General features: G+C 62.5%; 9 protein-coding genes. 8 read left to right on the top strand and 1 reads right to left on the bottom strand.

Going from position 1 to position 13,649, the window contains the following annotated elements; genetic code table 11:
- Window positions 1–89: 89 nt before the first annotated feature.
- The 8 genes from ACQKEN_RS22645 to ACQKEN_RS22610 all read left to right on the top strand — a co-directional run bounded on the left by ACQKEN_RS22645 (window position 90) and on the right by ACQKEN_RS22610 (window position 13,133).
- On the top strand, window positions 90–8,735 hold the full coding sequence (locus ACQKEN_RS22645; RefSeq protein WP_427688932.1) for a GH36-type glycosyl hydrolase domain-containing protein: 8,646 nt from the start codon (window positions 90–92) through the stop codon (window positions 8,733–8,735).
- 64 nt (window positions 8,736–8,799) lie between these two features.
- Window positions 8,800–9,522, top strand: coding sequence for a Crp/Fnr family transcriptional regulator (locus ACQKEN_RS22640; RefSeq protein WP_427688930.1), 723 nt, complete (start codon window positions 8,800–8,802; stop codon window positions 9,520–9,522).
- A gap of 169 nt (window positions 9,523–9,691) precedes the next feature.
- The gene (locus ACQKEN_RS22635; protein WP_427688928.1) at window positions 9,692–10,390 is read left to right on the top strand and encodes a PRC-barrel domain-containing protein; all 699 of its coding nucleotides are present in this window, start codon (window positions 9,692–9,694) and stop codon (window positions 10,388–10,390) included.
- 39 nt (window positions 10,391–10,429) lie between these two features.
- Window positions 10,430–11,191 carry a YoaK family protein gene (locus ACQKEN_RS22630; RefSeq protein ID WP_427688926.1) on the top strand — a complete coding sequence of 254 codons (762 nt, stop codon included), beginning with the start codon at window positions 10,430–10,432 and terminating at the stop codon, window positions 11,189–11,191.
- Between the two features lie 136 nt (window positions 11,192–11,327).
- Window positions 11,328–11,603 (top strand): metal/formaldehyde-sensitive transcriptional repressor, encoded by a 276-nt coding sequence (locus tag ACQKEN_RS22625; protein WP_265385331.1) that lies wholly within the window; start codon window positions 11,328–11,330, stop codon window positions 11,601–11,603.
- Between the two features lie 20 nt (window positions 11,604–11,623).
- Window positions 11,624–12,568, top strand: a complete 945-nt coding sequence (gene dmeF, locus ACQKEN_RS22620) for a CDF family Co(II)/Ni(II) efflux transporter DmeF (protein ID WP_427688924.1) — start codon at window positions 11,624–11,626, stop codon at window positions 12,566–12,568.
- A gap of 35 nt (window positions 12,569–12,603) precedes the next feature.
- On the top strand, window positions 12,604–12,960 hold the full coding sequence (locus ACQKEN_RS22615) for a hypothetical protein (protein WP_427688922.1): 357 nt from the start codon (window positions 12,604–12,606) through the stop codon (window positions 12,958–12,960).
- A gap of 2 nt (window positions 12,961–12,962) precedes the next feature.
- Window positions 12,963–13,133, top strand: a complete 171-nt coding sequence (locus tag ACQKEN_RS22610; RefSeq protein WP_427688920.1) for a DUF1289 domain-containing protein — start codon at window positions 12,963–12,965, stop codon at window positions 13,131–13,133.
- A gap of 176 nt (window positions 13,134–13,309) precedes the next feature.
- Here ACQKEN_RS22610 and ACQKEN_RS22605 read toward each other — a convergent pair.
- The coding region (locus ACQKEN_RS22605) for a DUF1109 domain-containing protein (RefSeq protein ID WP_427688918.1) at window positions 13,310–13,649 on the bottom strand (340 nt) is incomplete at its 5' end.

Below are 13,649 nucleotides of genomic sequence, written 5' to 3'. Positions count from 1 at the left end.
TCACCAGGGCACATCCGTGCCGGCGCTCCGCTGTGCACACTGCCCAACACGCTGCGTTCGCCGGAGTGCAAGTCATTTCAGGGAAACTAATGACGAGCACATGGACACGCACCAAACAGGCGATCTCACGGGTCCGGCTGGCCGGTCGCGCCGGGGCCCATCCAAAGCTTGCGTTCGCCTACGAACGGCTGCTGCGCGCCGAACTCTTCAACGCCGACCAGATGGCCAGCCACGGCATTGCCCTGGCCACCCAGCATCAGCTCGGTGCGGTGACTGCGCGGGACTTCCTGCTGGGCAGGCTGGATGACAACGAGGCATTGCTAAAACAAAGCTGCAGCGCGTTGACTGAAGCTCAGGCGTCCGAGCGCCGTATCACCCCGGCCGCCGAGTGGCTGCTCGATAATTTTTTTCTGATCGAAGATCACATCCGCACTGCACGGTCCCACCTGCCCAAGGGTTACAACCGTGAGTTGCCGCGCCTGAGCAATGGGCCCTCCAGCGGCCTGCCGAGGGTTTATGACATTGCCCTGGAGACGATTTCCCACGGTGATGGACGGTTTGACGAACTGAGCCTCAAGCGCTTCGTCGTCTCTTATCAGACGGTCATGCCGCTGACGCTGGGCGAGTTGTGGGCCATTCCGATCATGCTGCGCCTGGCCTTGATCGAAAACCTGCGGCGCGTCGCCTCGCGGGTCATGGCCAACTGGGACGATCGCAACCTGGCCGATGACTGGGCCGAACGGCTCATCGAGGTGTCCGAGCACGACGTGAAAAGCGTGGTGCTGAGCGTCGCCGACATGGCCCATTCCTCCCCGCCCATGACGGCTGCATTCGTTGCCGAGTTCGCCCGCCGATTACAGGGTCAAAGCGCCGCCCTGGCGCTGCCGCTCAACTGGATCGAGCAGTTGCTCGCCGAGACCGGTTCGAGTATCGAGCGCCAGGTGCAATTCGATGCGCAGCAACAGTCTGCGGATCAGATGTCCATCAGCAACAGCATCGCCAGCCTGCGCCTGCTTTCAGCGACCCCCTGGCGTGAGTTTGTCGAAGCGATGAGCCATGTCGAGCAGACCCTTCAACAGGACCCGGCCGAGGTCTACCCGCGCATGGACTTCGCCACGCGCGACAGCTATCGCCACGTCATCGAACGGCTGGCCAGGCGCAGTCGACATACGGAGATGTTCGTCGCCCAGACCGTCGTGGCGCTGTCCGGGGAACAGCGGGACGCGGTCGCCGGAGACGATCTCGCCCGCCATATCGGTTTTTTTCTGGTCGGCCCCGGCATCGGCGTTCTCGAGCAAAAACTCGGCGCCCGTGTGCCCTTTCATGAACGCTGGAAACGTCTGCTGGAAAGTTCTCCGCTGACGTTCTACCTGGCACCTGCCGGTGCCCTGACGATTATTTTTGCGTTGCCGCTGCTGTCTTCGGCCTACCGGGACGGATTGCCTGATCTCGCGCTCATCGCACTGGCCGTGCCCTGTCTGGTCATGACCAGTCGCCTGGCGTTCAGCCTCATCAACTGGCTGGTCACCTTCAGCCTGCTGCCGGCGATGTTGCCGAAGATGGATTACGCCGACGGAATTCCCGATGAGGCGCGCACGCTGGTCGCCATTCCGACCCTGATCGGTTCACGCGCCGACATCGACGAACTGGTGGAGGGCCTGGAAGTCAGGTTCCTGGCCAATCGCGACAGCAATCTTTTTTTCGCGCTGCTCACCGACTTTCTCGATGCACCCACTGAAGTACAGCCAGCAGATGCCGACCTGCTCAACTATGCCTCGGCGGCGATCAACCGACTCAACGGCAAATACGCGGAGGAGCTGTCAGCGCGGTTTTTCCTGTTTCACCGCCCCCGCCGCTGGAACGCCGGTGAGCGTGCCTGGATGGGCCACGAACGCAAACGCGGCAAGATGTCCGACCTCAACGCGTGGCTGCGGGGTGCCGGCGACAACCGTTTCAGCACCGTTGTCGGCGACACCTCGGCCCTTGTGTCTGTGCGCTATGTGCTGACCCTGGACACCGACACCCTGCTGCCAGGCGAGGTGGCCCGCCAGTGCGTGGCCGCCATGATGCACCCGCTCAACCGCCCGGTGTTCGACGCAAGCCGTGAGCGGGTCATTTCCGGGTACGCGCTGTTGCAACCCCAGGTCGGCATCAGCCTGACCAGCACACCCCGCTCGATCTATTCACGCCTGTTCGGCAGTGGCGGCGGCGTCGACCCCTACACCCGGGCGGTGTCGGACATTTACCAGGATTTGTTCAAACAAGGCTCTTTCATTGGCAAGGGCATCTACGATGTCGACGCGTTCACCTGTGCGCTGGAAGGCTGTCTGCCGGACAACCAGGTCCTCAGTCACGACTTGATCGAGGGCTGCTACGCCCGGTCAGGCCTGCTCAGCGATGTGCAGCTGTATGAGCAATACCCGTCCCGCTACAGCGTGGACGTCAAACGACGCCATCGCTGGATTCGCGGCGATTGGCAGCTGACCCCCTGGATCCTGCCCTGGACCCTGAACACGCGGGGAGAATGGACACGCAATCGTCTCGATGTCATGGCGCGCTGGAAGATTCTCGACAACCTGCGCCGCAGCCTGGAGCCGGCGGCTGTGTTGCTGATGCTGGCCTGGGGTTGGTTCGCCAGCAGTGAACCGCTGGCCTGGACCTTGGCGGTGCTCGGCTTGCTGGTCATGCAACCGCTGCTCAGGACCCTGACCGATGGGTTGCAACCGCCGTTGAACGTGCCTTATCGGCAATACCTCGCCGCGCTGTGCAGGAGTCTGGGGCAGGACCTCGCCCAGATCGCTGCCAGCGTCGCATGGTTGCCGTTCGAGATGTATTACAGCGTGGGCGCCATCGCGCGTTCGCTCTGGCGGATCCTGTTCAGCCGTCGCCTGTTATTGCAATGGCAACCCTCCCGGGAAGTCGAGCGCAACACGCAAAACCCGCTGCCGGCGCTCTACCGCGAGATGTGGATAGGCCCTGTACTCGCCTTCTGCGGGTTCGCCGGCCTGCTGACTGACCCGCTTGCCCTGTTGATCGCCCTGCCGTTCCTGCTCGCCTGGGCGGCCGGCCCCTGGATCGCCTGGCGCCTGAGCGCAATGCCGGAAAACGCGGTGTTCGAACCCTCGGAGCAAGAGCGGCGCTTCCTGCAAGTGCTCTCGCGGCGGACGTGGGCGTTCTTCGATGAGTTCGTCGGGCCACAGGACAACTGGCTGCCCCCTGACAACATCCAGGAAGAGCCCAAAGCGATGATTGCCCACCGCACCTCGCCGACCAATATGGGCATGGCGCTGCTGGCGCATCTGGCAGCCCACGACTTCGGCTATCTCAGCACCGACCGACTGCTGCAGCGCTTGTCCGCATCGCTGGACACCATGGACAGCCTGGAGCGTTATCAGCACCATTTTTACAACTGGTATGACACGCAGACACTCAAGCCCCTGCGCCCTCAATACATATCTACCGTTGACAGCGGCAACCTGGCCGGGCACCTGCTGACCCTGCGTGCCGGTTTGATCCAGCTGCCTGACGCTGCGGTGTTCGATGCCGCCATGCTCAAAGGCCTGCGCATCACGCTGGACACGCTGCTTGAAACGACGGACACCGCGGGCACCTTGACCGCGCTCTATCCCCTGCTCGAAGAGCCCGCCGGAACCGATGAAACCGGTGCGCCGTTGACGACGTTGCAGACCGTCCGTGCTCGGGTTGCGGCCATGACGGCGGGCGGCACCGAAGACAGCGCGTATTGGCAAACCGCATTGCTCGCCCAGTGTGATGACTGGATCGCGGCCCTCGAACGTTACCGACTGCCAACGCCTTTGGCCGACCGACAGCCCCGTCGCCGCACGCTGCGGGAGCTGTCCCGGCTGAATGAAGCGGACTGGGCTGCAGAGGATCACCCGCGCATAGACACGGTCCGCAAGGCCGCCCTCGACGCCATCGCCCGGATCGATCGCCTGATCCTGCTGACGGGCAACCTCGCGCAGATGGACTTCTCCCTGCTCTATGACAACAAGCGCGACTTGTTCGTGATCGGCTACAACGCCGACGAGCGTCGCCTGGACACCGGTTATTACGACTTGCTGGCGTCGGAAGTGCGCCTGACCAACTTCGTGATGATCGCCCAGGGGCAGATTCCCCAGCGGGCATGGTTCACCCTCGGCCGACTGCTCGGTGACTCCGACGGCGTACCCACGTTGATGTCCTGGTCCGGCTCGATGTTCGAATACCTGATGCCCATGCTGGTCATGCCCAACTTCGACGGCAGCCTGCTCGACCAGACCTGCCGTGCGGCGGTGGCCGTGCAGATCGAACACGGCAAACGCCTGGGCATCCCGTGGGGGGTATCGGAATCGGGTTATTACACCCTGGATGCGCATTTCAATTATCAGTACCGGGCGTTCGGCGTTCAGGCCCTGGGGCTCAAGCGCGGCCTGGGCGACGACGTGGTTATCGCGCCGTACGCCAGCGTCCTGGCGTTGATGGTGGACGCCGAGGCGGCCTGCAAAAACCTGCAGCTTCTGGCCCGCAAAGGCGCCTGCGGACGCTACGGATTCTACGAAGCGATTGATTACACCGAAGCCCGCCTGCCACGGGGCCAGCGTTACGCCTGGGTGCAGTCCTTCATGGCGCACCATCAGGGAATGAGCCTGCTGGCGTTGACCAGTGTGTTGCTCAACCAGCCCATGCAACGGCGGTTTGAATCGGACCCTGCCCTGCAGTCGGCACTTCTGCTGTTGCAAGAGCGGGTGCCCAAAGTGGCAGCGCCTTACCTGCAAACCGCCCAGCAGCCCGCCGCAAGTGATACAGGCGCCGGCCAGGAAAATGACCTCAGGGTGTTCGCCAACCCGGGACATAAGCGCCCGGCGGTGCAACTGCTGTCCAACGGCAAGTACCACGTCATGCTCACCAGCGCCGGCGGCGGTTACAGCCGGCTCGATAACCTGGCCGCCACCCGCTGGCAGGAAGACACCACCCGGGACCACTGGGGCATGTTCTGTTACTTGAGGGACGTTGCCACGGGCGCCGTCTGGTCCAGCGCCTTTCAGCCGACCTTGCACCGGGCCGAGAGCCACGAGGCTATTTTCAGCGATGCCCGTGCCGAGTTTCGCACCCGGGAACTGGGTTTCGACACCCATATGGAAATCGTCGTTTCCCCTGAAGACAACATCGAACTGCGCCGCCTGCACGTGACCAACCGAGGGGAGTCTGCCAAGACCCTGGAGATCACGACCTATGGGGAAGTGGTGCTGGCTGCGCCGGAAACGGACGCGATGCACCCCGCGTTCAGCAAGCTATTCGTGCAGACCGAATTGCTGCTGCCGCTGCAAGCCATCGTCTGCAGCCGTCGCCCGCGCGCCAGCGATGAGCACACGCCGTGGATGTGCCACCTGCTGGCGGCCCATGGGGTGGATATCCAGGCCATTTCCTACGAGACCGACCGCGCCCGCTTCATTGGTCGAGGCCGCAGCACCCGGTCGCCGGCAGCACTGGACCCGGACTGCGAGCAACTGTCCGGCAGTGCCGGCCCGGTTCTGGACCCGATTGTCGCCATCCGTTGCCGGATCACCCTGCAGCCCGGGGAGCAAGGCACTATCGACCTGGTCACGGGCGTTGCGGACAGCCGCGAAGACTGCCTCTCGCTGATCAACAAGTACCGGGATCGACATCTGGCGGACCGGGTCTTCGACTTGTCGTGGACCCACAGTCAGGTACTGCTGCGTCAGCTCAACGTTTCGCCCGCCGATGCCCGTTTGTTTGAACAGATGGCTTCTTCACTGATTTACGCCAACGCGGGGTTGCGCGCCGACAACACCGTGCTGATGGCCAATTTGCGCAATCAGCAAGGCCTGTGGGGACAGTCGATTTCAGGCGACCTGCCCATCGTGCTGTTGCAGGTCAGAAGCCTTGAAAACATCGAGCTGGTGCAGAAAATGATTCAGGCCCACGCCTATTGGCGCCAGAAAGGCCTGCTCACCGACCTCCTCATCTGGAACGAGGATCAGCTGGGTTACCGCCAGCAACTGCAGGACGCGATCATGGGACTGGTCACTTCCGGCAGCGAAGCCACGCTGGTGGACCGGCCGGGCGGCATATTCGTGCGCATGGCGCAGCAGTTGTCGAACGAGGACCGCACGCTGATCCTGTCGGCTGCGCGCCTGGTGTTTTCCGAAGGCCTGGGGAACCTGGCCGAACAGGTTCACCGCCGCCGCGTGGTCCGGGTGCACGCGCCGTTTGTCGCTACCGCCGTCCATGTGCCCGCGCCATTAAAGCCCCTTGCCCCTTTGCCCGTGTCATTGCCACTGAGCAACGCCTACGGTGCATTCAGCCAGGATGGCAGTGAGTACATCATCAACGACCCGGCCTCCCATGTCACACCAGCCCCCTGGGGCAACGTGATTGCCAATGCCCGGATGGGCACGGTGGTCTCGGAGTCCGGCAGTGCCTACACCTGGGCCGAAAATGCCCACGAATACCGCTTGACGCCCTGGCACAACGACCCGGTGAGCGACCCCGTCGGCGAGGTCATTTACCTGCGCGATGAAGACACCGGCCACTTTTGGTCGACCACCCCCAGACCCGCCTCGGGCACTGGCGCTTACCGGACGCGCCACGGGTTTGGTTATAGCGTGTTCGAGCACGAGGAGGATGGCATCCACAGCGAGCTCTGGGTTTACGTGGCGCTGGATGCACCGATCAAGTTCTCCAGGCTGGTGCTGCGCAATGTGTCGGGGCGGGACCGAAACCTTTCGGTGACGGGCTATGTGGAGTGGGTGCTGGGCGATCTGCGCAGCAAATCAGCCATGCACGTGGTCACCCATTCCGATCCTGCCAGCGGCGCTCTGTTTGCGCGCAACGCCTGGTCGGTGGAATTCAGCGAGCGCGTAGCGTTTTTCGATACCGACACCGTCGATCACAGCGTGACGGCGGACCGTACCGAGTTCATCGGACGTTGCGGCAGCCTGCAGTCTCCCGCCGCGATGCGGCACAAGGGGCTGTCCGGAAAAACCGGCGGCGGTCTGGACCCCTGCGCCGCGATACAGGTGACGGTGGCGCTCGCACACGGCCAGCGAACAGAAGTCATCTTGCGTCTGGGTGCGGAGAAAAATCCCCAGGCGGCCACCCAGTTGGCGCAACGCTACAAAGGCGTGCAGGTGGCGGCGGCGGAGTTGCAGAAAGTGAAAGACCACTGGCGCTCGGTGCTTTCCGTGGTTCAGGTGAAGACCCCGGTGCCGGCCCTGGACGTGATGCTCAACGGCTGGTTGATGTACCAGGTCATCGCCTGCCGGTTCCTCGCCCGCAGTGGCTATTACCAGTCGGGCGGCGCCATCGGCTTTCGCGATCAGCTGCAAGACAGCATGGCGATGATTCATGCCGACCCGGCAGCGGCGCGGGCGCATCTGTTGCTGTGCGCAAATCATCAATACACCGAAGGCGATGTTCAGCACTGGTGGCACCCTCCCCTCAATCGAGGGGTGCGCACGGCCTGCTCCGACGACTTCCTGTGGCTCGTCGCCGCCACCAGCCGCTACGTCGAAGTCACCGATGATCTGTCCGTGCTGGACGAATCCGCCGGCTACCTTGAAGGGCGCGCGCTGGGGCCGGGGGAAGAATCCTATTACGACCTGCCCGGTCTGTCAGCGCTGCAGGAGCCGCTGTATCAGCACTGTGTCCGCGCCATCGAGCACAGCCTGAGCCGCGGCGAACACGGTCTGCCGCTGATGGGCAGTGGCGACTGGAACGACGGCATGAATCGCGTGGGCTATCTCGGCCGGGGCGAAAGCGTCTGGCTGGGCTTCTTCGGCTGTGATGTGCTTGAGCGCTTTGCGCGGGTCGCCGAACGCCGCGGCGACAGCGAATTCGCTGCACGCTGCGGTGAACAGGCGAAACAGCTGCGTGACAACCTGGAAGCGTCTGCCTGGGACGGCGCATGGTATCGCCGCGGCTGGTTCGACGACGGGCAACCTCTGGGCTCATCAGTCAACGATGAATGTCGGCTGGATTCCATCGCCCAGAGCTGGTCGGTGTTGTCCGGTGCCGGATCACCCGTCCGCCGGCATCGGGCGATGCAGGCGGTGGATCAGTACCTGGTCAAACCCGACATCCGCGCGGTCCTGCTGCTTGATCCTCCGTTCGACAAGGGCCTGCAAGACCCGGGCTACATCAAGGGCTATGTGCCGGGCGTCCGCGAGAACGGTGGACAGTACACCCACGCAGCGGTCTGGGCGGCGATGGCCTTTGCGCAGTTGGGCGACACCACCAAAGCCTGGGAGCTGCTGCACATGATCAACCCGGCCGACCCCCTCAACAGCCCCAAGATCGACACCTATAAAGTCGAACCCTATGTGATGGCGGCCGATGTCTACGGCATTGCGCCCCATGCAGGGCGTGGCGGCTGGACGTGGTACACCGGCTCCGCTGGCTGGATGTACCGGTTGGGCGTCGAGTCGCTGCTCGGTCTTGAACGCACCGGCAACCTGCTGCAACTGAACCCGTTGATGCCGGCGGACTGGCCCGGATTTACCCTGAGCTATCGCTTCGCACAGACGCAGTATCACTTCGAGGTGGTCCGTGGCGATGGGCACGGCAACTCGATGACACTGGACGGCGAGCCGGTCAAGGGAGACACGCTGACGCTGGTCAATGATGGCGTTGAACGCCGGGTGCGCATCCAGTGCGGCGGTTCACGGCCAGCAGCGCCAGCGGCAGTGGAATACGCGAAGGCCGCCGATGATTGACCTCCAGTGCCAGCGCCGCGCTGGAGTACTCTCTCTTCGTCGTACCCTCTTCCGGAGTTCCCGTATGTGCACCGCGCCGCAGCCGATCAACAATCACTTGCTGGCTGCGCTGGCCGATGAAGAACTCAGCCGGCTGGCGCCGCACATGGAATGGGTGGAGCTGGTATTGGGCGAGGTGTTGTATGAGCCCGGCGACACCTTGCGTCATGTGTACTTTCCTACCGACTCGATCGTGTCCCTGCTGCAGGTCACCGAAAGCGGCGCCTCGGCAGAGATCGCCGTGGTCGGCAACGAGGGGCTTGTCGGGATCGCGGTGTTCATGGGTGGCGAGAGCACGTCCAGCCGCGCAGTCGTGCAGAGTGCCGGGGGCGCCTTCCGCCTCGCCGGTCACAAACTCAAGGAAGAGTTCGATCGTCACGGCGACCTGTTGCTGCTCATGCTGCGTTACACCCAGGCCTTGATTGCGCAGATGTCGCAGACCGGCTTGTGCAATCGTCACCATTCAATCGATCAGCAGTTGTGCCGCTGGTTGCTGTTGTCACTGGATCGCCTGCAAGGCGATCAGCTGACCATGACCCAGGAACTCATGGCCAACATGCTCGGTGTGCGCCGAGAAGGCGTGACCGAAGCGGCGGGCAAGCTGCAGCGCCAGGGCGTCATCGAATACAGCCGGGGCCAGATCAAGGTCCTTGACCGCCCGCGTCTGGAGCGCTTGAGCTGCGAATGTTATTCGGTGGTCAAGGCCGAGTCCGACCGCTTGCTGAGCTACACCCGCCGCCGTGAGTGAGCAGTCCCGGCAACGGTTTCAAGGACCTGGAGACGTATTCCTTTCACCGTGCGCTGACGAACAGACGCGACGTGCAGCACCGCGCAGAGTGTCCGTGGCCCCATCGAGCGGCCGGCTTGCACCCTTCCCCTGTGCCGAGCACTCGACCGGCACAACAAAGGACACCCTTATGTTACGTAGCATGCGAGACCTTGAAGGTTTCACCCTCGTCGCGATCGACGGTGACATCGGTGACGTCAGCGACTTCTATTTCGACAACGAAGCCTGGGTGATCAGGTACCTGGTGGTCGAAACCGGCTCCTGGCTGTTCGGCGGTCAGGTGCTGATCTCGCCGTTTTCCATCGGACTGCCTGATTGGGCATCACGCCGGTTGCCTATCAATGTTGAAAAGCAGGAGGTCACGGACATTCTCGAATCCGAACATAATCGGCGCGCCATCGCAGCCGCTGAACATCGGCCGGCGGTCGAAAGTTGGGCCATCTCGGCCCCGACCCAGGAGCCAACCGACGATCAAAGCCTGCGCAGTTGCCGGGCGCTGATCGGCTGTCACATCAAAGCCACAGACGGTGACATCGGCCATGTCGATGATGTGCTGATCAACGAAGACACCTGGGCGATTCAGTACCTGGTGGTCAATACCAGCCATTGGTGGCATGGACACAAAGTGCTGATCGCGCCAGAGTGGATCGTCGAGGTGTCGTGGCAGGACAAGGTTGTCGCGGTGGACCTCGAACAGGCCGCCGTCAGGGCATCCCCTCATTACGAATCCACGCAGCAGTTGAACCGCGAACGCGAAGAAGCCCTGTACGCACACTACGGGCGGGTGGCGTACTGGCGGGTCGAGGCGGTGCTTACGCAGGTCGGGTGACGACGGTTTCAGATCAACCAGCAGGCACGGGGCCGTTCAGTGGCGATCAGATACATCCGCAGCCTGACCGGCAGAAGACGCACCCCCGCCGCTAACCGGCACCTTGGGTTCGCCCTGGCGTTTGTGGCCGGCGCCATCAACGCCGGGGGCTTTCTGGCGGTCCAGCAATACACCTCGCACATGACCGGCATCGTCTCGTCAATGGCCGACAACGCGGTGCTGGGTGCGTACGACCTGGTGGTGCGCGGCGGCAGCGCTTTGCTGTCCTTCGTGGCAGGCGCGGCCTGTTCGGCCATCATGGTCAACTACTCCCGTCGCAAACGCCTGCACAGTGCGTTCGCACTGCCGCTGTTGCTGGAAGCTTTTTTGCTGGTTTGCTTCGGCTTTCTGGGTGCCAGGCTTTCGGCGCTGGACGGTGTAATCGTGTCGCTGACCGTGATGCTGCTGTGCTTCATCATGGGCCTGCAAAACGCCCTCATCACCAAAGTCTCAAAAGCCGAAATCAGAACCACGCACATCACCGGCATCGTCACTGATATCGGCATTGAGCTCGGCAAATTCTTTTACTGGAATGGCGCCACACCGCCCGGGCAGCCGCGCGTGCTGGCCAATCGTGCGCGCCTGAAAATACTGACCGTACTGGCCTTGAGTTTTTTCGCTGGCGGGGTGGCAGGTGCGTACGGGTTCAAACACGTCGGGTACATCGCCACCGTGCCGTTGTCGCTGGTGCTTGGCGCGCTGGCCGTGGTGCCTGCGCTGGACGATGTGCGGCGGTATGTACGGCGTGCGTTGCGGGGGTGAGGCGGTTTCGCCTCCCTTCGTGTTGAACATGATGGTCGATCCCATCGAGCCATCGTTGATCCATTCGTAAGTGCGCCCTTGCATAGGTATAGGGGGTACCCCTATCCTGCATTCCGTCTAGCCAGGGGTGCATCCGATGGGCCATATCGCCGCCAACAAAAACGATCTTCTCAAGCGCGTCAAACGCATTGCCGGACAACTCCAGGCCGTCGAACGGGCGTTGGAGTCGGACCTCGACTGCGCCAAGACGCTGCACCTTGTCGCCGCCACGCGCGGGGCCATCAACGGCCTGATGGAAGAAATCATTGAAGACCACGCCCGCGCCCACGTTGCGGACCCGGGTCTCAGCGAAGCCGAGCGTAACAAAGGCGTCGAAGAGCTGCTTGAAGCCATTCGGCGCTATTCCAAGTGAACACATCCCGGCACTCACTCATGAACAGCAGCAGCAACTACGCCCACGACCACGTGTTCCTTGGCTCAGCCCACGATGAGAATGCCCGGCGCACTCTGTGGGTGGTGGCCCTAACGGTGGTGATGATGGTGGGTGAAATCACCGCCGGGTATCTCACCGGCTCGATGGCGTTGCTGGCCGATGGTTTTCACATGGCCACTCATGCCGGCGCGTTGGGCATCGCCGCAGCCGCCTATGGGTACGCCAAGCGCAACGCGTCCAGCCAGCGTTACAGCTTCGGCACAGGAAAGGTTGGAGATCTGGGCGGATTCGCGTCGGCGCTGATTCTCGGTATGGTTTCCCTGGGGATCGGCGTTGAGTCGGTGATGCGCCTCTTGCAGCCAACCGACGTTCAGTTCGGCACCGCTACGCTCATCGCGATTGCCGGGTTGATTGTCAACATCGTCAGCGCCCTGTTGCTGGGCCATGGGCACAGTCATGGACACGATCATGACCAAGATCATGACCACCACCCTGATGATCACGCCCATAGCCATGCCCATCATGGCAACGACAACAATTTGAAATCGGCCTATGTCCACGTCCTCGCAGACGCGCTGACGTCAGTGCTGGCCATCGCTGCACTGCTCGCCGGTCGCTACCTGGGCTGGGTGTGGCTGGACCCGGCCATGGGCATTGTCGGCGCCCTCGTTATCGCGCGGTGGGCATGGACCTTGATGGGCGTTACCGCAGGCGTGCTGCTTGATCAGACTGACGCGCACGTTGCCGAGGAGATCCGCCAGTTGGTTGAAGAACCGGGAGACGCCACCATCACCGACTTGCACGTCTGGCGGGTCGGCCCCCAAGCCCATGCGGCCATCCTCAGCGTCCTTGGCGCCGCCACTGCGAACGCCGACAGCATTCGTGAACGTCTGCAGCCGGTCCATGAAATCAGGCACCTGACGGTCGAATTTCGCCCGGCCTGATTGTGCGCCCCGCCCCTACTCCAAAGGAAATTGCGATGCCACCCGGCAAACGTGAACTGGCGCGAATCGAACGCCGGTTAATCGCCACGCTGACCGAAGCGTGCGAAGCAGCAAAAAGTGAAATCAAAGGCTTCACCTGGCTGACCCATATGGCTGACCTGGACGCACTGGCTGAAACCCTGAAGGTGATCTGGGTGTTCGAAACGCTGGCGGACAGACAGCTCGCCGAGGTTGAAGCGAAGGCGCGCATCTTTGAGCTGACGGCCATTGCGTTGAATAAAGCCGGCATCGATCTGAAGCTGTCAGATCGCAATGTCCGCTTTGACTCTGAGGAAAAATGCCAGCGCGCCCAGGGTGGCAATTGGCAGAAGCGACTGGTTAAGGGTGACTGACGATGGCCAAAGAAATCGAAAATCCGTGCATCGCTGTGTGCCAGCTCAGGGGTGATCTGTGTGTGAGTTGTGGGCGGACCAAGGACGACATCAGAAAGTGGAAGCGCATGAAGCGCCCTGAAAAAATGGCGGCGGTGCAAAGGGCGAGCTTGCGTTTGAAGGCGTTGAAGTAAGCGATAGATTCGGGGTTCGGTGCGGCAGCGGTTGGAGCGCTCGAAAACCGCTGTTGGTGACCGGTGGCTGCTGGCCGACTTCCACCGGTGCCGAGCGGCCGCAATGGTTCAAACATGCACGCTCGTTATGTTGCTCAAACCCAGGCCCAACTCGATCTAAGCGCGCAAATGAGCCACTACCAACGCAACCACCGCGGCCCCATGGCCGCACCGATCAAGGTCGGAACCAGCATCCCCAGAAAGTACCAGATACCCCAGAACGGTACGGCCATTTCAGGGCAATGCAGGCAGTAGGCAAGCGTCGCCAGGGAGCTGGCGAGCAGGCCGCCGCAGGCGCCCGCAAGCTTCAGCCGGGTTGGCGCCAGGCCGCGCAAGGCCCAGAACACCGCAACAAAGCCTGGTACAGAGAGCAAGGTGATACTGAAGGCGCACACTTTCCAGGTTGTGCCCAATACCATAGCGATTCGATCATCTGCAGGTGCGACAGCCAGCCCGTACAACGTGCCGCCCCAGATC

It is taken from the genome of Pseudomonas sp. NPDC078416, from assembly GCF_050268485.1.
Classification (GTDB): Bacteria; Pseudomonadota; Gammaproteobacteria; order Pseudomonadales; family Pseudomonadaceae; genus Aquipseudomonas.
The sequence above is the reverse complement of the archived record's forward strand: the minus strand, read 5'-3'. Positions and strand labels throughout refer to the sequence as shown.

Coding starts and splice junctions, on each gene's coding strand:
- ACQKEN_RS22610 (WP_427688920.1), top strand. CDS start 12,963: ATGGCCAAAGAAATCGAAAATCCGTGCATCGCTGTGTGCCAGCTCAGG.
- ACQKEN_RS22615 (WP_427688922.1), top strand. CDS start 12,604: ATGCCACCCGGCAAACGTGAACTGGCGCGAATCGAACGCCGGTTAATC.
- ACQKEN_RS22640 (WP_427688930.1), top strand. CDS start 8,800: ATGTGCACCGCGCCGCAGCCGATCAACAATCACTTGCTGGCTGCGCTG.
- ACQKEN_RS22645 (WP_427688932.1), top strand. CDS start 90: ATGACGAGCACATGGACACGCACCAAACAGGCGATCTCACGGGTCCGG.
- ACQKEN_RS22625 (WP_265385331.1), top strand. CDS start 11,328: ATGGGCCATATCGCCGCCAACAAAAACGATCTTCTCAAGCGCGTCAAA.
- ACQKEN_RS22635 (WP_427688928.1), top strand. CDS start 9,692: ATGTTACGTAGCATGCGAGACCTTGAAGGTTTCACCCTCGTCGCGATC.
- dmeF (WP_427688924.1), top strand. CDS start 11,624: ATGAACAGCAGCAGCAACTACGCCCACGACCACGTGTTCCTTGGCTCA.